This is a genomic window from Streptomyces sp. NPDC092952 (assembly GCF_044754785.1).
GTDB lineage: Bacteria > Actinomycetota > Actinomycetes > Streptomycetales > Streptomycetaceae > Streptomyces.
This window is the reverse complement of sequence record NZ_JBIVPT010000001.1, coordinates 229598-252335: the sequence shown is the minus strand read 5'-3', so window position 1 is coordinate 252335 and position 22738 is coordinate 229598. Positions and strand designations below refer to the sequence as shown.

Here is a 22738-nt window from a genome sequence, read left to right as displayed (position 1 = left end):
TCAGGGCGAGCAGGGCCCAGCCGCCCAGGCCGAGTCGCCATCGTCGCCAAGGGTGTTGGGGGTGATGGCAAGTTCTTTATGGAGAGAGGGAGTTGGAGCGCAGGCCGGTCTACGTGTCAGCAGATCCTGCGGTACGGGGTCTCGGGGAGGTAGGTGTCCCACTGGTCCCGTGACAGGGGGCCGCCGGCGCGGCGGCATACGGCTTCGGTGGTGCGGTCCGGGTCGATGGTGCGGTGTTGCAGCAGTACGTGCGTGCCCGCCATGGACAGCGTGCGGCCGTCCGAGGCGAAGGCCAGCGCGCGGATGTGGTCCCCGGCCGTGGGCAGCCCGGTGCCGAGCGCCAGGCGGGAGGGGACGTCCCACAGGCGCAGGGTTCCGTACGAACCGGCCGTGGCCAGGGTGGTCCCGTCGGGGGAGAACGCGAGGGCGGTGATCTCCTCCGGGGCGTCGGGGCTGCCCTTTCCCGCGCCGCCGTAGAGCATTCCGATCCTGGTGCGGCGCCGGGTGTCCCACAGGGAGATGTGGCCGGACAACTCGGCCCTGGCGGCCAGGCCGTTGCCGCGGTCGAAGGCGGCCACGCAGTCGCAGTTCGCCGTCGGGGGGCCGGTGGTCGCGGCTCCGTCGGCCGAGGCGCCCTCGCCCGGGTCCTGGGTGCTGCCGCCGGCCTGCCGTGCCGTGCGCGCGGCGACGGTGCGCAGCCGGCGGGCGGTGTCGGAGCTCCAGACCGTGGTGTCGTCACCGGCCGTGCTGGTCGTCGTCAGCTCGCGCCCGTCCGGGGAGAGCGTGAAGCTCATGAAGCCGTCTTCTCCGGTGGCCCGCAGTTCGCTGATCCGGCGGTGGCGCTCGGTGTCCCACACCGTGACGCGCCGCGCCATGCCCGGTACGTCCTCGTACTGGGACACATAGGCGAGCCGTCGTCCGTCCGCGCTGAGCGAGAGAGTGGGGGAGTCCGGTGCGAGCTCCTCGTCGAAGGGGGACGGGGGAGGCGGCGGCGGGTCGGAGCGGTGCCGGCCCGTACGGCCGTCGTAGAGACCGAGGCGGTCGTCGCGCAGGACGGCGAGCACCCTGCCGTCCCGGCTGAGGGTGGCCTGTTCCACCGGCCGGTCGTCCCAACGGGCGCCCAGGACGGCGCCGATGTCGAGCGCGTGGACGGTCTGGTTGCTCGCCGGACTCTCGTCGAGATAGCGCAGGACACCGGCGCGGGTGTCGATCCGCAGCTCGACGGGGTCCTCGTCGGACAGCTGATGGCGGAAGACCGGGGCCTGCGGGCGGTCGAGGCGCCAGATGAGGATGTCCGTCGAACCCCGGCTCGCCGCGTAGGCGCCGTCCTCGGAGAACACGAAGTCCAGCGGGGCCACTTGGCTCAGCCTCGGCAGGTCCCTGCCGCTGGAGACGCTCACCCTGCGCAGCGCGTAGGCGTCCCGCAGGACCAGCTCCCGGCCGTTCGGGGTGAACCGCAGCTGAACGTCGGACGGGCAGGCGGGGCGGCGGTGCCAGGCGGTGTCGGCGCGGCGGCGCGCGCGTACGTCCCACAGGACCAGGCCGCGGCTCGTGCACAGGGCGAGCAGCCGGTTGTCCGGGCTGACGTCGCTGTCGTCGAGCGTGCCCATGCCCGCGAGCGGCAGGGCGGCGAGCAGGCGCCGCCCGGTGGGTACGTCCCACACGTCCAGGCCGGCATCGGAACTGAAGATCATCGCGTGTCCGCTGGAGCTCGGCCCGTAGCCGGCCGTGGCGCTCATCGAGGCGGGGCTCAGGTCGCCGTCCGCGACGGGAGGGCCGGCCCCGACGAGCTGCCCCGCGTCGGGCGCCGATGGCTCCTCGGCCGTGCTCTTCGGGCCGAACGGGCGTCCCTGGTAGCGCTCGGCCCGGATGTCCCACAGGCGCAGTCGCCCGTCCTCGCCCGCGGGCACGATCAGGAAGCGTCCGTCCGGGGTGAGCTGGGCCGTCTCGGCGGTCTCGGCCGGGAAGTCGCCCCCGTCGGGCGCCCGGTGGCTGCCGGTCCTCCGACGGCTCGGAATGTCCCACCGGGTGACGCGGTGCTCGTCGACGCCGACCAGGGTGCGGCCGTCGGAGCCGAGTATCCAGGTGGCCTCGGACCGCCGGGACGGGGTGAATCCGGGCAGTTCCTGCTGGCCCAGCGCGCCCAGCAGCGCGGACCGGGTCTCCGGCGTACGGCTGAGCCGCCAGGCGGCGACGCTCAGCCGCAGCGCCGTACGCGGGTCCGAACCGCGCAGCCCCTCGGCGGTCCCGGCCGTGCGGCGGGCCGCGGTGTCGATACGGCGGCGGTCGCCGTCCCGGTTCTGCTGCCAGGCCACGGTGCCCGCGATCAGGGCGAGTACGAGCAGCAGGCTCGCGGAGCCGGCCAGCGCGCGCAGCCGCCGCCGTTCACGGGTACGGGTCGTCCGGGCCGCGTGCAGGAAGTCCCGCTCGCCGGGGGTCAGCTGCGCCAGGTGCGCGGGGTGCGCGAAGCTCTCCTCGGCCTCGGCCAGCCGTGCTCCCCGGTAGAGCGCCCCGGGGTCCCGGCCCAGCTCCGTCCAGTCGGCGGCGTCCTGGGTGAGGCGGCGCAGGACGCGCAGCCGGTGGCGGTCCTCCTCGATCCACCCCTGGAGCCGGGGCCACGCGGTGATCAGCGTCTCGTGGGCGAGCCGGACGGTGTCCCCGTCCAGGGTGACCAGGCGGGCGCGGGCGAGCCGGTCGAGGACTGCCTCGGTGCCGGTGCCGGTGTCCGTGCCGTCCACCGGGCCGGTTCCGTACCGTCTCCCCGCCGCCGGGGCCGTTTCCAGTTCGCTCCGGTCCGCGGGGCGGCACGTGTCGGCGGTGCCGTCCCCCGGGGCGACCAGCCGCAGCAGTATCCGGCGGGTCAGGGCGGCCTGGGGAGCGGTGAAGGTGCGGTACAGGTCCTCGGCCGTCTGGGCGATGGCGCCGCGCACCCCGCCCGCCGCTTCGTAGGACCGCAGGGTCAGCGTCCGGCCCGACCGCCGGCGCCAGGTCTCCAGCAACGCGTGTGAGAGCAGCGGCAGTGCGCCGGGCTCGCCGTCCACCTCGTCGACCAGCTGGGCGGTCAGCGAGCGCTCCACGGTCAGGCCGCGCACCCCGGCCGGGCCGGTGATCGCCCGCCGCAGCTCCTCGCGGCCCATCGGACCGACCGGCAGACTCGCGTCCCGGATCACCCGCACCAGCGCGGGGTGCTCCAGACACCGGCCGTAGAAGTCGGAGCGGACGCCGAGCACCACCCGCAGGCGGCTGCCGTGCTGCCGGGCGGCGAGCAGCAGATCGATGAACCGGGCGCGCTCGGCCGGGTCCGGGCAGAGGGTGAAGACCTCCTCGAACTGGTCGACCACGACGAGGGTGTCGCCCTCGCCGTCGGCGGGCCGCAGCCTGCTTTCGTGCGTGCGGACCGGGTGCGGGCCCGGCGTCAGGACCCGGATCGCGGCCGGGCGCAGCGCCCGTTCCGTCGTCCGTCCCAGCCGTGGTGCGAGACCGGCCCGCAGCAGTGAGGACTTGCCGCTGCCCGAAGGCCCCAGCACGACCGCGCACCGGTGGTCACGCACCACGTCCACCAGGCCGTCCACCAGGGCGTCGCGCCCGAAGAACACGTCCGCGTCACCCGGCTCGAAGCGGGCCAGCCCCCGGTACGGGGAGTCCGCGACCGGCTCGTCCTCCCGGGGAGCGGCCGCGACCTGTGCCGCCGCGGCGTGCCAGCGCCGTTCCCACTCGGCGCGGTCACCGCCGCACGCGGCCACGTAGGCCAGCGCCGCCGCCAGTGTCGGCAGCCGCTCGCCGGCCGCCGCCTGCGACAGCACGGGGGCCGAGTAACCGGACCCCTTCGCCATCACCCGGTAGGTCGGCCCGCCCGCCCCGGCGCGCAGCCCCCGCAGCTCCGCGGCGAACCGCTGCACCGGCCCGGCGTCCGCGTCGACCGGTCTCTCGGGACGTCCCATCCGGCTGCCTCCCCCTGGCAGTTGCCCCGGCCCCCCGACCGGGGCGACCACGCTACGGCACCCCGTACCGGGATCCCCAACCCTTCGCGCGGGTGGGCGAGTTGATTGCCCGCTCGGACAGGGGGTGCCAATCAACCGGGCGGGCGGTGAAGTCGTTGTCGAGCGGCGCCGACCGGCACGGACGGCCCCGCCGGGCACGGACCGCCGGGCCGTCCGGCGGTGCGCGGAGACACGACCGCCTCCGCCACCGCCCGGCCGCACCGGCGGACAACGGACAGGAACGACATGAAGGGAACCACCCCATGACCGAGCCAGTGGACAAGCCGACCTACCCCGTCGGCGGTGCCGGCGTCTTCGACGTGGACCCCGACCAGAGCGGCGTCAGCCAGGACCCGGACACCGTCGTGGCCTCGGACACCGAAGCCCTCCCCGAAGACACGGAGATCTGACATGGGCAACGTACAGGGCATGATCGCCGCGGCCCGGAAGCTGCTGGGGACCACCGAGCAGCCGCCCGGATCCAACCGCAACCTGGTCACCCGCTGGTACGGCTTCGCTGGCCCCTGGTGCGACATGGCGGTCAGCTACGCCGCCGCGCACTCCGACAACCTCTCCGCGGTGGGCGGCAAGTTCGCCTACACCGTCGCCCACGCCCGCGCGTTCCAGAAGAAGGGGCGCTGGCACTACGGCATCGGCGGCATCCGCCCCGGCGACATCGTGTTCTTCGACTGGTCGGGTTCGCGCTCCATCGGCGCCATCGACCACGTCGGCATCGTCGAGGCGGTGCACTCCAACCGCACCATCACCACCCTGGAGGGCAACACCTCCAACGCCTTCCGCCGCCGTCTGCGCAACTCCGCGTGCGTCGTCGGCTACGGCAGGCCCGTCTACGCGGGCGGCGGCGCCCCGATGCCGAGCACCGACGGCATCCTGCGCCGGGGCTCGAAGGGCCAGGCAGTCAAGACCCTGCAGAAGAACCTCAACACCGTGCAGAACGCCAAACTGACGGTGGACGGCGACTTCGGACCGGCCACCGACAAGGCGGTCCGCGTCTTCCAGGCGGCCAACCGCCTGACGGTGGACGGCGAGTACGGCCCGAGCTCGGCGGCCATGATGAAGGCGGTCCTCGCCAAGCGCAGCCGGCCGATCCGGCCCACCGCCCTCGTCCCCACCGGCGCGCTCAAGGCCGACGGAGAGTTCGGGCCCGCCACCTGTTCCGCCCTCCAGCGGACCCTCAACACCCGGGCCCAGGCCGCCCTGGACGTGGACGGCGCCTTCGGGCCGAAGACCGTCACCGCCCTCCAGCGGTACCTGAAGGTCACGGCGGACGGCATCGTCGGCCCGAAGACCGTCACCGCCCTCCAGCACCACCTCGGCGGCACCGGCGACGGCGAGTGGAGCAAGGACACCACCCGCCGGCTCCAGGAAGCCCTGAACAACGGCACCTTCTGACGGACCGCACCGGGGGCGGGGGACACCACGGCGCCCCCCGCCCCCGGGCACCCGTCCCGACCGTCGACGCCAGCCAGGAGAGACACATGGACACATCCACCGCGGCGACCGCCCCGGCCGGCTACAAGGTGGCCGTCACCGAGCAGCGCAAGGGCCAGATCCTCGTCTTCGAGCGCACCGCCCAGTTCACCGACGCCAACGTGAAGTGGAGCTTCAGCACGGGCAACGCCCCCGGCTGGGACCATCCCTTCGAGATCCGCTTCCGCGACACCAAGCGCTACGGGGCCATCGCCCTCATGACGTTCGGCAAGCCCGGCGAGGGCCGCGCCGGCATCGTCGACGTCACCGGCGACACCCACCTCACCCGCGCGGACCTTCTGTGGTCGGCCCGTATCACCACCTACCCGCACAGCATCGAGCGCGTACCCAATGCCGGGGCCGTCGTCGTCGCGGGCTCCCGGGACCGGCTGCACGTCTTCGGCCCCTCCAGCAGCGACCTGGCGTCCCTCAAGGAGATCCAGACGCTGTCCTTCACCAAGGCGCACGCGGTGCTGTGGGACGACCAGAACAACCTCCTGTGGGTCACCGGCGGCACGGTCGTCCGCACCTACCGGGTCAACGGCACGATGCGCAACGCCCGCCTGGAGAAGTACGGACCCGACATCACCATCGCCGGGAACGGCCACGACATCCAGCCCGACTACTCCAGCCCCGGCACACTCCTGGTCAGCGACAGCCACCACGTCCACTGGCTGGACAAGAAGACCCGGAAGATCACGAAGACCGTCTCCCTGGCCTACCCGAAGTCCTACGTACGCCACTCCTCCGGCCAGGCCATGTGGACCACCGACCCCGATCCGGACGACTCGCGCTGGGGCGGCCCCACGGTCCACTTCTCCGAGGGCGGCGACCGCACCCGGCCGGGAGCCGAGATCTACAAGGCCCGCCTCTACACCACCCAGTTCCACTGAGCCGTCCAGAAGGGCCGCGAGGGGCGTTGCCGGGCCGGGCCCGGGAACGCCCCTCGCGCCGCCCCACGGCCCTTCCCGGGCATCAGCGGACGACGTCGAAGACGTTCTTCTGGAGGCCGTTGGAGTAGGCCTCGTGCTCGACGAGCCGCAGCTGCTGGGCGTCCTTGTCCGTGGTGCTGAACAGGCGCTTGCCCGCGCCGAGCAGGACGGGGAAGACCAGCAGGTGGTAGCGGTCGATGAGGCCGGCGTCGGAGAGGGCGCGGTTGAGGGAGGCACTGCCGTGGAGGATGATCGGGCCGCCCTCGGTCTCCTTCAGCGCGGCGACCTCGTCGAGCGAGCGCAGGATCGTGGTCTCGCCCCAGTTGTCCACCAGGTCGTCCTCGGTGAGCGTGGTGGAGACGACGTACTTCGGCATCGTCCTGTAGTCGGCGAACTCCGCCATGTCCGGCCAGACCGCGCTGAACGCCTCGTAGCTGGTCCGGCCCAGCATCATCGCGGCGGCCTCCTGCTGCTCACGGCCCTTGATCTCGAAGGACTCCGGTACGAACGCGATGTCCTTGAAGGTCCATCCCGAGTTCCGGTAGCCGGGCTCGCCGCCGGGGGCCTCCACGACGCCGTCGAGCGAGATGAAGGCGGTGCTGATCAGGGTGCGCATGTCCGGGGTCTCCCGTGTCCGTGGCGGTGGTACGCCGATGATCTCTCACCCGTTACGACCGCCGGGCGCGCGAGAACTCATCGGTGCGACCATGCTGCTGCTGTCACGGCGGGCCGACCGTCAAGGAAGGCCGGCGGCGCGGCGCGGTCACCCGTCTGCCCCGCCCGGAATGCCGCCGCCCCCCACCCCGCATAGCGTGGCGGCCGACCGCGTACGGCCCGCGTACGGCCCGGGGAGGCGGCAGACGGAGGCGTGGACGGAGACGGGACATGAAGCTCGGCCTGCACTACTGGAACTACTCGACACCGGCCGACCCCGCGCTCATCGCGCCCACCCTCGCCGAGACGGCCCGGGTCGCCGAGCAGGCCGGATTCGCCTCGTTCACCGTCATGGACCACTACTTCCAGATGGAGACCGGGCGCAGCGTCGCCGACGAACCCATGCTGGAGGGCTACACCACGCTCGGCTACGTGGCCGCGGTGACCGAGCGGATGTCCCTCGGCCTGCTGGTCACCGGCGTGATGTACCGGCACCCCGGCCTGCTCGCGAAGATCGTCACCAGCCTCGACGTGCTCTCCGGCGGCCGCGCCCGGCTGGGCATCGGCGCCTCCTGGTACGAGCGGGAGCAGTACGGACTCGGCGTGCCGGTCGTCCCGGTCGCCGAACGCTTCGAGCGGCTGGAGGAGACGCTCCTGATCTGCCTCCAGATGTGGAGCGACGACAACGGGCCGTTCCGGGGCCGGTACTACCGGCTGGCCGAGACGCTCTGCGTGCCCGAACCGATCGGCGGCCACCCGCCGATCATGATCGGCGGCGGGGGCGAGCGGAAGACGCTGCGCCTGGTCGCCCGGTACGCCGACGCCTGCAACCTCTTCGCCACCGGCCGGGACGAGGTGGCCCACAAGCTCGACGTGCTGCGCGCCCACTGCGTCGCCGAGGGCCGCGACTACGACGCCGTCACCAAGACCGTGCTGTACAACGGCCCGGTGCTGGACCGCCCGGCCGCCTTCCTCGACGACGCCCGCGCCTACGCGGACCTGGGCGTCACCGAGATCCAGCTGCTGCCCGACCGGGACCCGGTGAGCTTCACCCGCCAGGTCGCCGAGCACCTCGCCCCCGCCGTCGCCGCGATCGGGTGACCGGCGGGGGCCGGGGCGGGTCCGGCGGATCACGGCCGGGTCGCGGTGCCCGCCCCTGATCCGCCGGACACGCCCTACACGCCGGTGGTGCCGTCGACGATCTCCCGGATCAGGTCGAGATGGCCGTTGTGCCGGGCGGTCTCCTCGATCAGGTGCAGGACGATCCAGCGCAGGTCGGGGTGGCGGCCGTCGCCGCGCGGCCGGGCGGCGAGCGTGTCCAGGTCGTGGGAGGCGACCAGCTCCCGGTAGCGGGCGGTGCGTTCGGCGTACAGCGCCAGTACGTCGTCGAGCGGCATGTCCAGCGCGATGCGCATCTCGCGGTCGGGGTCCTCCTCCGTCCACGGCCCCTCGTCCTCGCCGCCGAGGAAGGTCACCTCGAACCAGTGGTACTCGACCCAGCTCAGATGGTTGATCAGCCCCGCGACGGTCATCAGCGGGGAGCCGGGCAGCGGGGCGCGGCGGGCGTTCTCCGGCGAGATCCCCTCGCATTTGGCGCGGGCGGTGTCGCGCGCGTAGTCGAGGAAGGTGGCCAGCTGGGTGCGCTCGTCCCGGGCGGGAGGCGTGTCGGTGCGTGTCATCGGCGTACACGATCCGCGACCGGGTGCGGGTTGTCCACCGGATTCGGCGGCCGCCGCCAGGGCCGGGGGAGTGCGGGAGGAGCGGGCGGCGCGGCGGGTTCCCATTGGGGTCCTGGCCTGGGTCCGTGGGCCCACGCCCGGGAGATCGCGCCTGGCTAGGCTCGTGCCCGACCAACTGCGAGCCCCCTCGACAGGCGCCGGAACACGCGCCCGTCCGGCATGCCCGCGCGCACCTGAACTGCACGCTCCCACCTGATTCTTCATGGGGTGATGTGTCGATGAGTGACGGTTTCTTCTACTCCTACCATCTCGGCTGGAGCCGCCCGGACTCCGAGTGCCTCTTCGGAGATCTCGACGCGGCGGGGCTGCGGCTCGGCCATCCGGTCACCAGACGGGTCACCCTTCTCGGCCCGGGGCCCGGACCGCGCGGCATTCCGTCGTGGGTGACCAGGGAGCAGCTCGTGCTCCTGGCCGGTCTCCAGCGGCTCGACAGCGTCGACTTCCTGCTGTGGGTGGACAGCGGTGCCGGGGTCCCCGCCCGGGTCCGCCGGATGCGGGACGGGGTGGTGGCCCTGGAGTTCGGCTTCGGCGGGCTGACCCGGGACGAGCAGGAGGTGGCCGCGCGGGCGATCCGGGAGGCGATCGGGCGGGCATCGGTGCTCTGCATCGGCTTCGTCGTCGACCGCGAGGGCGCCTCGGTGGCCACGGACTGGAGCGGGGTCGTCATCAACGGCACGACGTACTTCGACAGTTGGCCCGACACCCTGGCGGTGCGGCACGAGATCGCCGCGACCCAGCCGCAGTTGGCCGGGGTGGCCTCGTACGACCAGTCGCCCTGGATGCTGTTCGGCAGCGAGGTGCCCGTCCGGTAACGGCGCCGGACGCCCGGTTCCGCCCCTTCAGGTCCGTGCAGGGTGCAATCAGTGATTTTGAGCCTTGCATTGGGCCCTGAGGCCCATGCCCCGAAGGGTGCCGGTGTGGTCGGATGCGTGAACTGGCTGAACTCTGGCCTCTCATCGGCAAGCTGGGGGACCTGTCGTGTCTGGCATGAGCGGAATAGCGGTCGCGGGCGGGGGCGCCGGCGCGGGCGGCGGGGCCGTCACGGGCGGGTACGGCGGCAGGCGGTCCCTGCCGCGCCCCCTGCAGGCGGTACTGATCCTCGTACGCCTCCTCTTCGCCGTCGCGGCCCTCGGCGGCATCGGTGTGCTGATGGTCGCGTCGGAGCTCGACGGGATCGACGGCGAGCTGCTCGGGCTGCTGCTGTACGCGGCGCTGCCGAGCGCGGTGGGCTTCGTGCTCTCGCTGTACGTGCGCACCGGCGGGGCCTGGGTGCGGCGCGGGCTGCTGGCCGTGCACGTCTGGCTCGCCCTGGGCGCCCTGGCGACCCTCGGGGGCGGCGGCGCGCGCGGGGTCACCCAGCTGGTGATCCCGGTCGTGGTCCTCGTCCTGCTGTTCCGGGCGAGCGCCCGCGAGTGGTTCGACCTCCCCCTCGGACAGCGGGCGCCGCACCGGCGGTTCAGCCTCGCGCGCATGATCAGGTGGCGGCGGGACGACGAGGGCCAGACCGCGATGGAGTACCTGGGCATGGTCCTGGTGGTCGTCGCCCTCATCGGGGGGCTGGTCGTCACCGGGATTGGCGCCCAGATCACCGGCGGGCTCCAGGACGCGATCTGCCGCCTCACCGGGAGCGCCTGCCCGGCGCCCGGCAGCGGGAACGTGGAGGCGGGACACGGCAACAGCACCGGCGGCGCCGACTCCGCCGGTGGTGCGGACGCGGCCGGAGGCACCAGCACCTCGGGAAGCACCGGAAGCACCGGAAGCACCGGAAGCACCGGAAGCACCGGCAGCACCGGCAGTACGGGCGACTCGGGCAGCACCAGCACCACCGGCGGCTCCGGCTCCTCCGGTTCCTCGGGCAGCACAGGAAGCACAGGAAGCACCGGCTCCTCGGGCAGCACCGGCTCCTCCGGCGGCGACACCGTCGTCCAGACCGACGACGGCGGTGACGACGTCGACACCTCCGGCGAACCGGACGGCGGCGACGACCAGGACGACAGCGGCCCCGCCAACGGCGACGACCAGCCCGGCGAGAGCTGCACCTCGGGCGTCGGCGCCTTCTTCTCCTGTGCCGCCCACCAGACCGGCGGCTTCTTCAAGGGGCTGGTCGGCGACGGCCTGTGGGGCGACATCACCGGCACCATCGACACGGTCCTGCACCCCATCAAGGCCTGGGACGGCCTGAAGGAGTACGGCAAGAGCCTCGGCGACAAGTGGAGCGAGGACTCCAAGGACGCCGGCGGCAAGTGGGACAAGGGCGACTACCTCGGCGCCGTCTGGGACTGGACGAAGGCGTCCGGCGGCACCGGCCTCAAGGTCCTCGACGACATGTTCATCGGCGACGACGTCCGGGACATGTGGAACCGGGGCGACCAGGGCCAGGCGATCGGCACCGGCCTGTGGAACATCGGCTCGCTGTTCATCCCCGGCTACGGCGAGGGCAAGCTCGTCGGCAAGTTCGGAAAGCTGGGCAAGCTCGGGAAACTCGGCAAGCTCGGTGAGTTCGCCGAGAAGGCCGGCGAGGCCGCGACCAAGGCGAAGAAGGCCGCCAAGGCGGGCGACGTCGCCGCAGCCGAGAAGGCCGCCAAGGAAGCGCAGAAGCACGCCGACGACGCCGCCGAGAAGGCCGGGCTCAAGGGCTGCACCGTCGGCATCGGCGGCCGCCTCCGCGTCCCGTACGGCCCCGGCCCCGCCGTCGGCGCCTCCGGCACCGGCACCGCCGTCCTGGCCGCGCCGCCCGCCTCCGTGCCCGTCGGCTTCTTCATGGAGAAGTGCGGCGACGTCGACCCGGAGAAGAAGGCCGCCGCCGACGAGGCCCAGAAGCAGGCCGACGAGGCGAAGAAGGCCGCCGCCGCGGCCAAGCGCAGGCAGGGGCTGGAGCGGGCCCAGAAGCAGCCGAAGCCCGCCTGGTACCAGGACCTGAAGGACCCGCCGGCCGGGGCCAAGGACGCCGGCGACGGGTCCTGGGCGGAGATCAAGCCGGGCGTCTTCAGCTACGCGACGGAGATGGGCGCCCGTTACCAGGAGCAGATCTCCAAGGTGGGACGGGGCAAGGAGTACGAGGTACCGCTCGACAAGCTCACCGGCAAGCCGGTCGACTTCGACGGCTGGGACTCCGCGCGCGGCACCTACCTGGAGGCGAAGTACGGGTACAAGAGCCCGGACTTCTACAACGCCGACACCGGAAAGCTCACCCCGAAGATCACCGAGCGGTGGTCCGCCCAGGCGAGGCGGCAGGTCGACGCGGCGCGCGGCCGGCCGGTCGAGTGGCACCTCTCCGACCCGGACGTCGCCGAGGCCGCGCGTGAGATGTTCAAGGAGCAGGGCATCGACGTTAAGGTCATCAACACCCCCGATGACCTGGTCGGCGGCTGAGCACCGGCCGGGCAGCGGAGCGCAGGACCCGAATCCGAGGAGAGAGTCTCGTGCTGTACGTGGTCGTCAACGGTCTCTGGGGCCCCCGCGCGGAATCCGTGGGGAGCGTCGCCGAACGCTGGTCCGGCACGCTCGCCGCCCTCAGGGACATCGACGCCCAGACCTTCGACGTATGGCACGAGGCCGGTGACGACCTTCCGTCCGACCCCGTGCTGGAGCCCTCGGCCCCCGCGCTGGCGGAGTACATCGAGCGGCGGAACACGGGCCCCGACCTCGACGTGGTCGGCTACACGTCGTCGTCGTGGGCGCGGAACCCCAAGGCGGCGTACGTGTCCCTGACGACGCACGCGGGCGGCACGTCGCGCTACGCGCCGCACTCCGTCTCCCTCGTCTTCCGGTCGCGCGAGGTCGACGAGACCGCCGAAGTGATCCGGCGGACCCCCGAGATCCTGCGCGTCCTCGCGGAGCACTGGGAGATCGACGCCGGGCAGGTGTACGACAAGGCCGTGGACGCGGCGGTGACCGAGCGGTTCGACCTGGAGAACAGCGCGCCCCGGTGCGGCCGGGCCGTCTTCCTCTCCGCCGGCCGCGCCGCCCGCGCCCCCGAGGACCTGCCCGGCACGTACGTCCGTACCGCCGACGGCGGGCTGGTCGTCGACCTCACGTACGGCGGCACGAAGACCCCGGACATCGGCACGGTCATCGAGGTGAACGAGCGGCTGCGGGAGGCCGGGGCGCTGGAGAAGCTCCCGGTGCCGTTCGACCGGGACCGCTACTGACGACCGTCCCTCACCGGCCACCGGGGCGGGGCCCGAGGCTCAGAGCCAGCCCCGCACGGCCGCGAAACCGGCCAGCAGGCCGACCGCGAACACCCCGAGCACGCCGGTGAACAGCGCGGGCATCAGCACCGGCCCCCACGCCCCCGGACCGGCCACCGTGGCCCGCCGCTCCGGGTCGGCCGGGTCGTAGCTGACCCGCACCGGGGCGCCGACCTCGAAGCCGAACGGTCCCGGGGCGTGGTCGGTGAACTCGATGTCGCGGCCGTCGCGGGTGCGGAAGGCGAAGACGTACTCGGTGGCGTAGCCGCGCTCGGTGCCCGGCCCCCGGTCCACGGTGCGCCGCTCGGCGCACCGCCCCTCGGCGCGCTCGCCGCGGCGCAGCAGCGCCAGCACGCGGTTGAGCCGCAGGGCCGAGCGGATCGCGAACGCCCCGAGGAAGAGGCCGAACAGCAGCAGGAAGGTGGCCGTGCCACCGGGCAGGACCTGCATGGACGAGCTCCCCCGCTCCTCAAGGAAACGGCCGGTACGGCCGGGTCGACCACCCGACCGTACCGGCCGTGTCCGCTACTTGACGGTGATGGAGTCGACGAAGGCGTCGAGGTCCTTCGCGCTCAGGGTGCCCTTGACGGCGTTGATCCGCACCGCGAACGGCACCTTCTTCGAGTCGACGCCCGCCACCACGACCCCGGTCATCCGGGTGCCGTCGGCGGGGGTCCGCTGCTCGCCGTTGGACGTGAACTCGTAGTCGATCCGGCGGGCGTCGCGGGCGCTCTCGGGGCCCGTGAGCCGGACCTCCTGGGTGGCCTTGCGGGTGGCGCCGACCCCGATGCCGGCGCCCGCCGCGGCCGCGGCCTCGCCCGCGTCGTCGACGCCGGTGGCGAAGTCGAGCTGCACCGAGACCATGCCGGTGCGCAGCCCGCTCTCCTCCTTCAGCGCGACGGCCGCGTTGCCCTTCGCCAGCTCGGCCCCGGGCTGTTCCTTGTAGCCCTGGTTGCCGGGGTATCCGACGGAGAGGCTCTTGGTGTCGAGCTTGCCCCAGCCCTCCGGGAGGGCGGCGGAGTCGCTGCCGCACCCGGAGAGCAGGGCGAGGCCGACGGCGGCGGCAACGGTCGTGCCGATCGCCCGGTGGATCTTCCGTGTCGTCATCGCCATCGTCATCGCCATCGCCTCTTCGTCGTACCTGTGTGCCGGCCCCGGTCGGTGTGCTCCGCGGCCATCCTTCCGTACCGCTACTTCGCGCAGTAGCTGTACGGGAGATAGGAGCGCTTGTCGCCCTGCGGAGCCCCGAGGAACTGCGCGTCGTTCAGGGTCTCCTTCTTGTGCTCGTCGGAGATCGAGAACCCGAGGCTCATGCCGAGCGAGACCTCGAAGCCGAACTCCTGGGCGTCCGTCTGGCCGGTGTACTTCATCGTGCTCGACAGACCGTCCTGGAACATCAGCTGATCGAACGGGTCGTTCCCGGCCGGCTTGTTCTCCATGTTGTGGTCGCCGAAGAGGTACTCGAAGGGCGCGGTGTTGTTGCCGGAGCCGTCCAGCCACTGCTCGGCGATGGCCCGCTTGGCCTCGGTGTCCGCGTCGGTGTCCTTGCCGAAGACGATCGAGTTCGTCTTGACCTGGATGCCCGTCTCGCCGGAGGAGTCGGTGCCGCTGACCTTGCCGCCGCGCTTGTCGCCGTCCTTCTTGCCGTTGTCGCCGCTGATGTCGCCCTTGTCCGAGGTCGAGGTGCCCTCGAGGGTCTGGGTCATGTCGATGCGGACGATCTTCCCGGTCTTCTGGTCGCGGGTGACGGTGACCGCCCCGGTCCGGGTGTCCTTCGCGCCGGCCGTGCCGCCGAACGGGCCGGCGGTGCCGCTGACCTTGCCCTCCAGTTCGAGCTTGGCGGTGTACGTGTACGACTCGTTGCCGTTCACGTCGTCCTTGGTGATGGTCACCTCGGGGGAGAACTTCGCCTTGCCGCCGAGCTTCGCGCCGAGCTTGGTGTCGTCGCCCGCGTTGATGGAGAGCCCGCCGTCCGCGTAGGCGTTGAGGCCGATCGTCGAGTACGAGATCTTCTTGTCGCCGATCTTCTTCTCGACATCCTTCTTCTTGTCGGCCCACTTCATGCCGGAGTACCAGCCACCGCCGTAGCCACCGCTGTACTTGGTGGAGGTCTCCCACATCTTCATTTCCTCGATGTCGTCCCGCATCTTCTTGGCTTCTTCCTCGCTCTTGAAGACCCAGGTGTCACCGTTGGTGATCTTGATGCCGCCGCCGACGTCGACGTCCGCCTTGCCCAGCTTGCCGAGCTTGACGCCGGGGGTGGAGGCGGTGGCCCCGGCCGAGGCGGCGTCGGTGAACGTCATGTAGACCAGCTTGTCGTTCTCGTCGACCTTGCCGTCGCCGTTGATGTCGGTGTTGGCCTGGCTGACCTTCTGCTGGAAGCCGTACTCGTTGCCCCACTCGAACCAGCCGATCTTCACCTTGCCGCCGACGGTGTCGGAGACGCTGGAGACCTGGCACATCTTGGGTTCGTAGTCGGCGTCCGTCTTCGGCTTCGCGGTGGTGTCCTTGCCGTCACCGCCGCCGGTGGAGCAGGAACCCCCGCCGCCGCCCATCGCGTTGATCGCGCAGCGGATGCGCTCGCCGATCTGTCCGCCGACGCCCGCCATCGACATCGCGCCGATCAACGTGACGACCAGGACGATGACGCCGAGGTACTCCATGGCGGTGGCCCCGCCGTCCCGCCAGGAGTACGGCTGGTACGGGGCCGGCGCGTCCTCCTCGCCGCGGTCCTCCAGGAGCCGGTCGACGGCCAGGCCCGCGGCCGCGCCGGTCACCAGCGAGACGATCGGCATCAGGGTGCCCTCGATGCCCACCAGGTGCCAGGAGACGGCGAGTCCGTAGACCAGCGCGGCCACCGGCACGGTGAGCGAGGCGCCGAGCGCCACCACCCGCGATTCCCGGTACTCCGCGGGCAGCACCCGGGCGGCGGCCAGGACCGTGACCAGGGTGGTGATGACGTTGGGCACGTGCAGCAGGGCCAGCCGCCAGCCGAAGCCGGCGAGCCGCTCGTCCGAGGCCAGCAGCTCCATGAGCCCGCGTGAGAGCAGATACCCGGCGGCGATGTAGACCAGCGCCCCGGCGGCCCAGCTACGGGTCAGCGCGAAGAACGTCCCACTGCTCCCGCCGGAACCACCGCCCCGGCCCCCGGGAGGTGTATGGCCCCGGCCTCCACTTCCCCAGCCCCCGCCACCAGTCACGGCTCTTCCTCTCCGACGCCCGCTCGCCCTGCTTGCCCTGCGTGAGCCCGCGGTTCGGGATGCGGGCGTGGCCGTGAGCGTACGGGTGTACGAGCCGGGTGACCTGGGCCCTTGGCCCCAAAGTCGGGCCCAACGCGCGATGCCCCGCCCCGCCCGCCGGGTGCGGGGGTGGGGCGGGGCATCGCGCCGGGGGAGCGGATCCGGAGATCAGTCCAGGTCGTCGGCGAAGGTTCCGGCGCGCTCGGCGACCTCCGGGCGGCGGATCTTCAGGACGGCGAATCCGGCGATCCCGACGACCAGCGCGCCGACGAACACGTACGGCAGCACGTTCAGCGGGGACTCCGGCACCGGCCACAGGTTGCGGTAGAAGACGTAGACCATGGCGGCGGCCCCGATCAGGCCGAGGGCCCAGGCGACGGCCAGCCCCCGTGCCCCGATCCGGCGCACGAACAGCGGGGCGGCCAGACAGACCAGGGTGTAGCTGAGCATGTAGCCGAAGACACCGATGGTGTCGATGTACGACGTCGCGTTCAGCGGTGCGGTCCCGGCGCCGACCACGAGCACCGCCGGGACGGCGACGAACGGGGTGATGAGCCAGATCGCGGCGGACGGGGTGCGGTGGCGCGGGTGGGCACGGCCGAGCCTGGCCGGCATGACGCCCTCGTTCGCCATGCCGAACAGCAGCCGGGCGGCGACGGTGATGCAGGCCATCACCACGGCCACGAACGAGGCGGCGAACCCGGCGTGCAGGAAGAACTTCAGGAAGCCGAGCCCGGACATCTCCGCCAGCTCGTCCATCGGGTCGGAGCTCTTCCCCAGCGCGTCCGCCCCGCCGAACCCGGCGACCTGGGCGTACGTGGCGAACATGTACAGCACCCCGGCCAGCACCGCGCTGCCCATCACCGAGCGGGGGATCGCCTTGTACGGGTCGGTGGCCTCGGCGCCGAGCGAGGCGGCGCCCTCGAAGCCGACGAAGCCGAGCACACCCAGCACCACGGCGAAGACGATGCCGTCGAGGGTGGAGCCGCTCAGGCTCAGCTGGTCGGTGTCGATGATGTTGCCGCTCTTGAAGAACGCGGGCAGCAGCACGACCACGATCAGGACGATCGACACGACCTCCAGCACCGAGGCGACCCGGGCCGCCGTGCGCACACTGGAGATCGTCAGCCGCATCGCGACGGCGGCCAGCAGCACGTCCAGCAGGATCTGGCCGGTGATCCCGGTGAAGACCCCGATGCCGATCTGGTCGAGGGCGCGCGCCGTGTAGTACCCGGCGCCCGCCAGCGAACCCGAACCGATGCACACCGCGCCGATCAGCAGCGCCCAGCCGGTCACGAAGGAGCCGGACGGCCCGAGCGAGAGCCGGGAGAACGCGTACAGCGAACCGACCCCGGCCCGGCGGCGGGCGAAGACGCAGATGCAGTACGCGATGGCCAGCACGGCGGCCATGGCCAGGAAGAACGAGAACCAGGCGCCGTTGCCCGCGGACGCCGCCATGCTGGCGGGGGCGAAGGCGATGACGGCGCTGGGCGCCACGTTCGCGACGCTCTGCGCGCCGACCTCGAAGGTGGAGACGGACCGGTGGGCCAGGCCGTCGGACGGCGCGGGGGCGGTCTGCTTTCCGGCGGTGCTCATGTCCGGTCCTCCATCATCAGCAGCTGGCGCAGCGCGTGGCCGGCGGCGAGGTCGGCCAGGGCGTCGCCCGCCTCGTCCAGCGGGCGCCGCGCCGAGATCATCGATTCCACGTCGAGCTCACCCGACACCACCAGGTCCACCAGGGCGGGGATGTCGCGGGCGGCGTCCACCGAGCCGTAGTTGGAGCCGAGGATGCGCTGGTCGGCCTCGGCGAGGGCGAGCGGGTCGAAGCGGGCGGTCCGGCCGGTCGGCGGGAGGCCGACGATGACGGCGGCGCCGCCCTGGCCGAGCGCCGCGATGGACTGCTCGGTGGTCTCGATCTTGCCGATCGCGTCGAAGACGTAGTCCAGGCCCTCGGGGACCAGGGCGCGCAGCGCCTCGACGACATCGCCGTCCCGGGCGTCCACCGCGTCCGTCGCGCCCAGCCTGCGGGCCAGCTCCAGCTTCTCCGGGACGACGTCCACGGCGACGATCCGGCCGGCCTTCGCCAGCCGGGCGCCCTGCACGCAGGACAGGCCCACGCCGCCGCAGCCGATGACGGCGACGGTCGCGCCCTCCTCGACACCGGCGGTGTTGCGGACCGCGCCGACGCCGGTGGCGATGGCGCAGCCGACCAGGGCGATCACGTCGAGCGGGGCGTCCTCACGGACCTTGATCGCGCCCGAGGCGGGGACCACGACCCGCTCGGCGAAGGAGGAGACGCCCAGGTAGTGGTGTGCCTTCTCGCCGTCGACGGAGAGCCGGCTGGTGCCGTCGTACAGCACGCCGCCGGGCGCCACGACCTCGGCGACCAGGCTGCACGCGGCGGGCCGCCCGGCCAGGCAGAACCGGCACTCGCCGCAGGACGGCACCCAGGACAGCACCACGTGGTCGCCGACCGCCAGGCCGGTGACGCCCGCGCCGAGCGCGGTGACCACGCCGGAGCCCTCGTGGCCCAGGACGACCGGGACCGGGTGGTCCCACTCGCCGCGGATGACGTGCAGGTCGGAGTGGCAGACCCCGGCCGCCGTCACGGCCACCTCGACCTCGCCGGGGCCGGGCGGGGCCAGGGTGACGTCGGTGACGGCCACGTCCTGGCCGGGGGAGCGGAAGACGACGCCGCGCACCGTACGTGCGGTGCTCTCTTGGAAGGACGGGGAGCTCATCGGCCTACTCCTCGGGGTGGTGCGGAACGAAACGGGGGAGGGGGCGGCACATACGGCCGTCGAGGGGGCGGCACGGAAGGCCGCCATGGCGTCTTGTTTAGCGCCATTAAACTTTCGTCAAGTTTTACAGCACTAAACTCGATGGGTAAAGACCCTTCTGCATCCCTTTTGACCTGGCTCTTCCCCCGGCCACTGCCCGTGACGTCTCCGACAGGTAGCGTGTTCGCCATGTCCGAAGCCGCTGACAGCCACATGTCCACGATCGGTCCGCGGCTGCGCGAGCTCCGGCAGTCCCAGCGGCTGACCCTGGTTCAGGTCGCCGAGGAGGCGGGCGTCACCAAGGGCTTCCTCAGCCTCGCCGAACGCGGCAAGACCTCGGTCTCCGTCCCGACCCTGATCCGTATCTGCGAGGCCCTGGGCACCGGCATCGCCACGCTCTTCGACTATCCGGACCAGGACGTCGTCAAGGGCGGGCTCGGCGCCAAGCTGGAGATGGGCGGGCACGGCATCGAGGAGTTCCTCCTCACCCCCGCCGAGGAGCGGTACGTCCAGGTGATGCGGACGATCCTGCGCCCCGGCGGCGGCTCCGGCGGCGCGTACAGCCTGGAGGCCGAGACGGTCTTCGCGTACCTGGTACGCGGCACCCTGCGGCTCACCGTGGACGGCGAGCCCAGGCTCCTGGAGGCGGGCGACTCCACGACGTTCTCCGCACGGGCCGCGCACGCCTGGGACAACCCCGGCGCGGAGGAGACCGAGGTCCTCTGGTCGATCGCCCCGGCCCTCCCGCTCTCCCGCACGAAACTCAGGCCGTAGGCCCTGTCTTCACGGTGCCGCCCGCCGAGCGGCCGGGCGCACCGGGCCTTCGCTACCGGTCGGTCCCGGTCTGTTCGACGGCCACCACGGCCCCCGGCCGGATGCCCCACTTCTCCATCGCCCCGGCCTCCGACTCGATCACGTGCCGGGCCCGCAGCCGGGGCAGACCCAGCCGGCCGGGCTTCATCGTGTGGACCGCCACCACCCGGAACTTCCGGTCCAGGTACGCCACATCGATGGTGAACCGCATCCGGAAGCTGTGCACGCTCCCGCACGGGGTGATCATCAGGGCGCCGTCGATCCCGTCCCGCCCCAGCAGACCGCGGCTGCGGGCCCGGTAGGAGGCCGCGATCCGCAGCGGTATCGCCTCACCCCGCCCGCCCTGTCCGTCGGTGACCGTCAACGTGCCTGTGCCATTGCGCCATTGAGCCATGGCCATGAAGGTAGCGCCCAGTGACGGATCCTGGGTCCGGAACGGAGCCCAGTGGGCCCCAGGACCCATGACCCGTCTCCGGGCCCCGCCTAGGGTCGCCCTTGTGGACGCCATGCTGACAGTGCTCGCCGCTCTCTGGGGCGCGGCCGCCGGACTGCTGGTCCCGCGCGCCGCCTACCGGTTCTCCGTGGAACCGGAGGAGCCCTGGCGCGACGCCTGCCCGGCGGGCCACCCGCTGACCGGCCCGGCCGGCGGCTGGCTCGGCTCCACCCGCTGCACGGCCTGTGCCACGTCCCCGGCCGCCCCCGACCGCGTCCCCGCCGAGGGCCCGCGCGCGGAAACCGCCGAGAACCCGCTCACGGAAACCGCCGAGGCGCCCGCGGAGGCACCGTTCGGGGGAACCACCGGGCAGCGGACCGCCCGCCCCGCCGAAGCCCCGGCCGACGGCTCCACCGAGCAGCAGACCGAGCCGCCCAGCGACCCGCCCGCCGAAGGCCCCGGCGAAACCCGCCCCCACCCCGCCCGGTATGCCCCCGGCGCCCTGGTCCCCGTCGTCACCGCGCTGTCCTGCGCGGCCCTCGGCGCGGCCACCGGGCCCCGCCCCGAACTCGCCGCCTGGCTGCTGCTGGCTCCCGTCGCCGTACTCCTCGCGACCATCGACCGCCGCGTCCACCGGCTGCCCGACCGGCTGACCCTGCCCGCCGCCGGGGCCGCCGCCGTCCTCCTCGGCCTCGCCGCGCTCCTCCCCGAGCACGCGGGCTCCTGGCCCACCGCGCTGCTCGGCGGCGCCGCCCTCGGCGGCTTCTACTTCCTGCTCTTCCTGATCAACCCGAACGGCATGGGCTTCGGCGACGTCAAGCTCGCCCTGTCCCTGGGCACGGTCCTCGGCTGGTACGGCTGGGCCATGGTCTTCGCCGGAGGCTTCGCCGGATTCCTGCTCGGCGCGGCGTACGGGTTCGGGCTGATGGTCCTGCGGCGGGCCGGGCGCAAGACCGGCATCCCGTTCGGCCCGTTCATGATCACAGGCGCGCTGCTGGGCATCCTCCTCGGCGCCCTGGCCGCCTGACCCGGACCGGTCCCCGGGATACCCGGTCGCGCCGCCCGGCGCCCCGCTGCGACCATGCCCGTATGTCCGCAGCATCCGAAGCAGAGCGCGCCCGGTTCGAGGAACTCGTCGCGGAGGCGGCCGCCGCCCCCGTCGACGGCTGGGACTTCTCCTGGCTCGACGGCCGCGCCACCGAGGAGCGTCCCTCCTGGGGGTACGCCCGCGCCATGGCCGAGCGCATGGGCCGGGCCACGGCCGCCCTCGACATCCAGACCGGCGGCGGCGAGGTCCTCGCCGCCGTCCCCGCGCTGCCGCCGCTCACCGTCGCCACCGAGTCATGGCCGCCGAACATCGCCCGCGCCACCGCGCTGCTGCACCCGCGCGGCGCGGCCGTGGTCGCCGACCCGGACGAACCGCCGCTGCCCTTCGGCGACAACGCCTTCGACCTCGTCGTCAGCCGCCACCCGGTGACCACCTGGTGGCAGGAGATCGCCCGGGTCCTCACCCCCGGCGGGACGTACTTCTCGCAGCAGGTCGGCCCCGCCAGCGTCTTCGAACTCGTCGAGTACTTCCTCGGCCCGCAGCCCCCCGGGGTGCGCGGCGCCCGCGACCCCGAACAGGCCCGCGCGGCGGCCGAGGCGGCCGGGCTGGACGTCGTCGACCTGCGGTCCGAGCGGCTGCGCACCGAGTTCCTCGACATCGGCGCCGTCGTCTACTTCCTGCGCAAGGTGATCTGGATGGTGCCGGGCTTCACCGTCGAGGAGTACCGCCCCCGCCTCGCCGAACTGCACCATCTGATCGAGACCGAGGGCCCGTTCACCGCCCACACCACCCGGTTCCTGATCGAGGCGCGCAAACCGGTGCGGCCCCCGCGGCCCCGGTGAGGATGCGACCCTGGACGGCGGGCGTCTGGGGAGGGAGCCGACCATGCGGGCGGAGAACGAGGACGTGGCGAGGGCACCGAGGGTGCCGAGGCAGCGCCGGGCCGACTGGCTCAGCGGCGCGCGGATCGTCGGGGTGCTCGGTGTCGTCTACCGCCCCGAGGGGCTGCTGGCGGAGCCGGAGGCCGTCGAGTTCCTGCTGGCCGACGGCCAGTCGCTGCTGCTGACCTGTGCCTCGGACTGGAGCCTGCGGATCGGCCCGGGGGTCTGGCCCCGGCTGCCCGACTGGTGCGTACCGTCCGGGCAGTGGGAGTTCGCCACCCTTCCGGGGCTGCCGCCCCCGCCCGACGGCGGCTGGACGGTCGTACGCACCGAGGAGCGCGGCGACGCCAACGGACAGGTGCGCGAGGCCGTGATCCGCTGCGAGGGCGGCAGCTTCGTGGTCGGCGGCGGGGACACCGTGACGGTCCGCTTCACCCGGGGCCACCGGGGCGCCCCGTCCACCACCTGACCACCCGGCCCGCCGCCGCGCCCCCCGCTCGCCGGACCGGAAGCTGTCCGCATCCACGGTGTATCCGGAGAGTGATTGTTGTGTGGCGT

At 72.7% G+C, this 22738-nt stretch carries 20 protein-coding genes; 11 read left to right on the top strand and 9 right to left on the bottom strand.

Features of this window, described 5'->3' with window-relative positions; translation table 11 throughout:
* Positions 1 to 116: 116 nt before the first annotated feature.
* The gene (locus tag ACIQGQ_RS01115; protein ID WP_402389100.1) at positions 117 to 3941 is read right to left on the bottom strand and encodes a hypothetical protein; all 3825 of its coding nucleotides are present in this window, start codon (positions 3939 to 3941) and stop codon (positions 117 to 119) included.
* Positions 3942 to 4243: 302 nt separating this feature from the next.
* Between ACIQGQ_RS01115 and ACIQGQ_RS01110 the strand changes: the two genes are divergently transcribed.
* From ACIQGQ_RS01110 to ACIQGQ_RS01100, 3 genes are all read left to right on the top strand, one after another.
* Positions 4244 to 4390: a hypothetical protein gene (locus tag ACIQGQ_RS01110; RefSeq protein ID WP_402389098.1), complete on the top strand. Its 147-nt coding sequence runs from the start codon at positions 4244 to 4246 to the stop codon at positions 4388 to 4390.
* Between the two features lies 1 nt (position 4391).
* Complete coding sequence (locus ACIQGQ_RS01105; RefSeq protein ID WP_402389095.1) at positions 4392 to 5393, top strand: peptidoglycan-binding protein; 1002 nt, start codon at positions 4392 to 4394, stop codon at positions 5391 to 5393.
* Positions 5394 to 5479: 86 nt separating this feature from the next.
* Positions 5480 to 6364, top strand: a complete 885-nt coding sequence (locus ACIQGQ_RS01100) for a hypothetical protein (protein ID WP_402389092.1) — start codon at positions 5480 to 5482, stop codon at positions 6362 to 6364.
* A gap of 82 nt (positions 6365 to 6446) precedes the next feature.
* On the opposite strand, the gene ACIQGQ_RS01095 is transcribed toward ACIQGQ_RS01100, so the two are convergent.
* Positions 6447 to 7019: a dihydrofolate reductase family protein gene (locus ACIQGQ_RS01095; protein ID WP_402389089.1), complete on the bottom strand. Its 573-nt coding sequence runs from the start codon at positions 7017 to 7019 to the stop codon at positions 6447 to 6449.
* A 269-nt stretch (positions 7020 to 7288) separates the two neighbouring features.
* Here ACIQGQ_RS01095 and ACIQGQ_RS01090 point away from each other — a divergent pair, with 269 nt between their 5' ends.
* Positions 7289 to 8158: an LLM class F420-dependent oxidoreductase gene (locus ACIQGQ_RS01090; protein WP_402389087.1), complete on the top strand. Its 870-nt coding sequence runs from the start codon at positions 7289 to 7291 to the stop codon at positions 8156 to 8158.
* Between the two features lie 74 nt (positions 8159 to 8232).
* On the opposite strand, the gene ACIQGQ_RS01085 is transcribed toward ACIQGQ_RS01090, so the two are convergent.
* Entirely contained in the window at positions 8233 to 8736 is a 504-nt protein-coding gene (locus ACIQGQ_RS01085) for a DinB family protein (RefSeq protein ID WP_402389084.1), read from the bottom strand.
* A 278-nt stretch (positions 8737 to 9014) separates the two neighbouring features.
* On the opposite strand from ACIQGQ_RS01085, the gene ACIQGQ_RS01080 reads away from it, so the two are divergent.
* The 3 genes from ACIQGQ_RS01080 to ACIQGQ_RS01070 all read left to right on the top strand — a co-directional run bounded on the left by ACIQGQ_RS01080 (position 9015) and on the right by ACIQGQ_RS01070 (position 12947).
* Positions 9015 to 9608, top strand: a complete 594-nt coding sequence (locus tag ACIQGQ_RS01080; RefSeq protein WP_402389081.1) for a hypothetical protein — start codon at positions 9015 to 9017, stop codon at positions 9606 to 9608.
* A gap of 175 nt (positions 9609 to 9783) precedes the next feature.
* A complete protein-coding gene (locus ACIQGQ_RS01075; protein ID WP_402389079.1) occupies positions 9784 to 12168 on the top strand; it encodes a Tox-REase-5 domain-containing protein in 2385 nt (794 codons plus the stop codon).
* A gap of 50 nt (positions 12169 to 12218) precedes the next feature.
* Entirely contained in the window at positions 12219 to 12947 is a 729-nt protein-coding gene (locus ACIQGQ_RS01070; protein ID WP_402389076.1) for a hypothetical protein, read from the top strand.
* Positions 12948 to 12986: 39 nt separating this feature from the next.
* Here the strand turns inward: ACIQGQ_RS01070 and ACIQGQ_RS01065 are convergent, their stop codons facing one another.
* From ACIQGQ_RS01065 to ACIQGQ_RS01045, 5 genes are all read right to left on the bottom strand, one after another.
* On the bottom strand, positions 12987 to 13436 hold the full coding sequence (locus tag ACIQGQ_RS01065; protein WP_402389074.1) for a DUF3592 domain-containing protein: 450 nt from the start codon (positions 13434 to 13436) through the stop codon (positions 12987 to 12989).
* A 75-nt stretch (positions 13437 to 13511) separates the two neighbouring features.
* Positions 13512 to 14105 (bottom strand): hypothetical protein, encoded by a 594-nt coding sequence (locus ACIQGQ_RS01060; RefSeq protein ID WP_402390268.1) that lies wholly within the window; start codon positions 14103 to 14105, stop codon positions 13512 to 13514.
* 71 nt (positions 14106 to 14176) lie between these two features.
* A complete protein-coding gene (locus ACIQGQ_RS01055) occupies positions 14177 to 16186 on the bottom strand; it encodes a hypothetical protein (RefSeq protein ID WP_402389071.1) in 2010 nt (669 codons plus the stop codon).
* A 207-nt stretch (positions 16187 to 16393) separates the two neighbouring features.
* Positions 16394 to 17821, bottom strand: coding sequence for an APC family permease (locus ACIQGQ_RS01050; protein WP_402389068.1), 1428 nt, complete (start codon positions 17819 to 17821; stop codon positions 16394 to 16396).
* A complete protein-coding gene (locus ACIQGQ_RS01045; RefSeq protein WP_402389066.1) occupies positions 17818 to 18966 on the bottom strand; it encodes a zinc-binding dehydrogenase in 1149 nt (382 codons plus the stop codon). The genes ACIQGQ_RS01050 and ACIQGQ_RS01045 overlap by 4 nt, the downstream gene beginning before the upstream one ends.
* A 228-nt stretch (positions 18967 to 19194) precedes the next feature.
* On the opposite strand from ACIQGQ_RS01045, the gene ACIQGQ_RS01040 reads away from it, so the two are divergent.
* Positions 19195 to 19779 carry a helix-turn-helix domain-containing protein gene (locus tag ACIQGQ_RS01040; RefSeq protein ID WP_402389063.1) on the top strand — a complete coding sequence of 195 codons (585 nt, stop codon included), beginning with the start codon at positions 19195 to 19197 and terminating at the stop codon, positions 19777 to 19779.
* Between the two features lie 52 nt (positions 19780 to 19831).
* On the opposite strand, the gene ACIQGQ_RS01035 is transcribed toward ACIQGQ_RS01040, so the two are convergent.
* Positions 19832 to 20218, bottom strand: a complete 387-nt coding sequence (locus ACIQGQ_RS01035) for a DUF192 domain-containing protein (protein ID WP_402389060.1) — start codon at positions 20216 to 20218, stop codon at positions 19832 to 19834.
* 97 nt (positions 20219 to 20315) lie between these two features.
* On the opposite strand from ACIQGQ_RS01035, the gene ACIQGQ_RS01030 reads away from it, so the two are divergent.
* The 3 genes from ACIQGQ_RS01030 to ACIQGQ_RS01020 all read left to right on the top strand — a co-directional run bounded on the left by ACIQGQ_RS01030 (position 20316) and on the right by ACIQGQ_RS01020 (position 22649).
* A complete protein-coding gene (locus ACIQGQ_RS01030; RefSeq protein ID WP_402389057.1) occupies positions 20316 to 21278 on the top strand; it encodes a prepilin peptidase in 963 nt (320 codons plus the stop codon).
* A 62-nt stretch (positions 21279 to 21340) separates the two neighbouring features.
* Positions 21341 to 22141, top strand: a complete 801-nt coding sequence (locus tag ACIQGQ_RS01025; protein ID WP_402389054.1) for a class I SAM-dependent methyltransferase — start codon at positions 21341 to 21343, stop codon at positions 22139 to 22141.
* Positions 22142 to 22184: 43 nt separating this feature from the next.
* Complete coding sequence (locus ACIQGQ_RS01020) at positions 22185 to 22649, top strand: hypothetical protein (protein WP_402389052.1); 465 nt, start codon at positions 22185 to 22187, stop codon at positions 22647 to 22649.
* Positions 22650 to 22738: the final 89 nt, after the last annotated feature.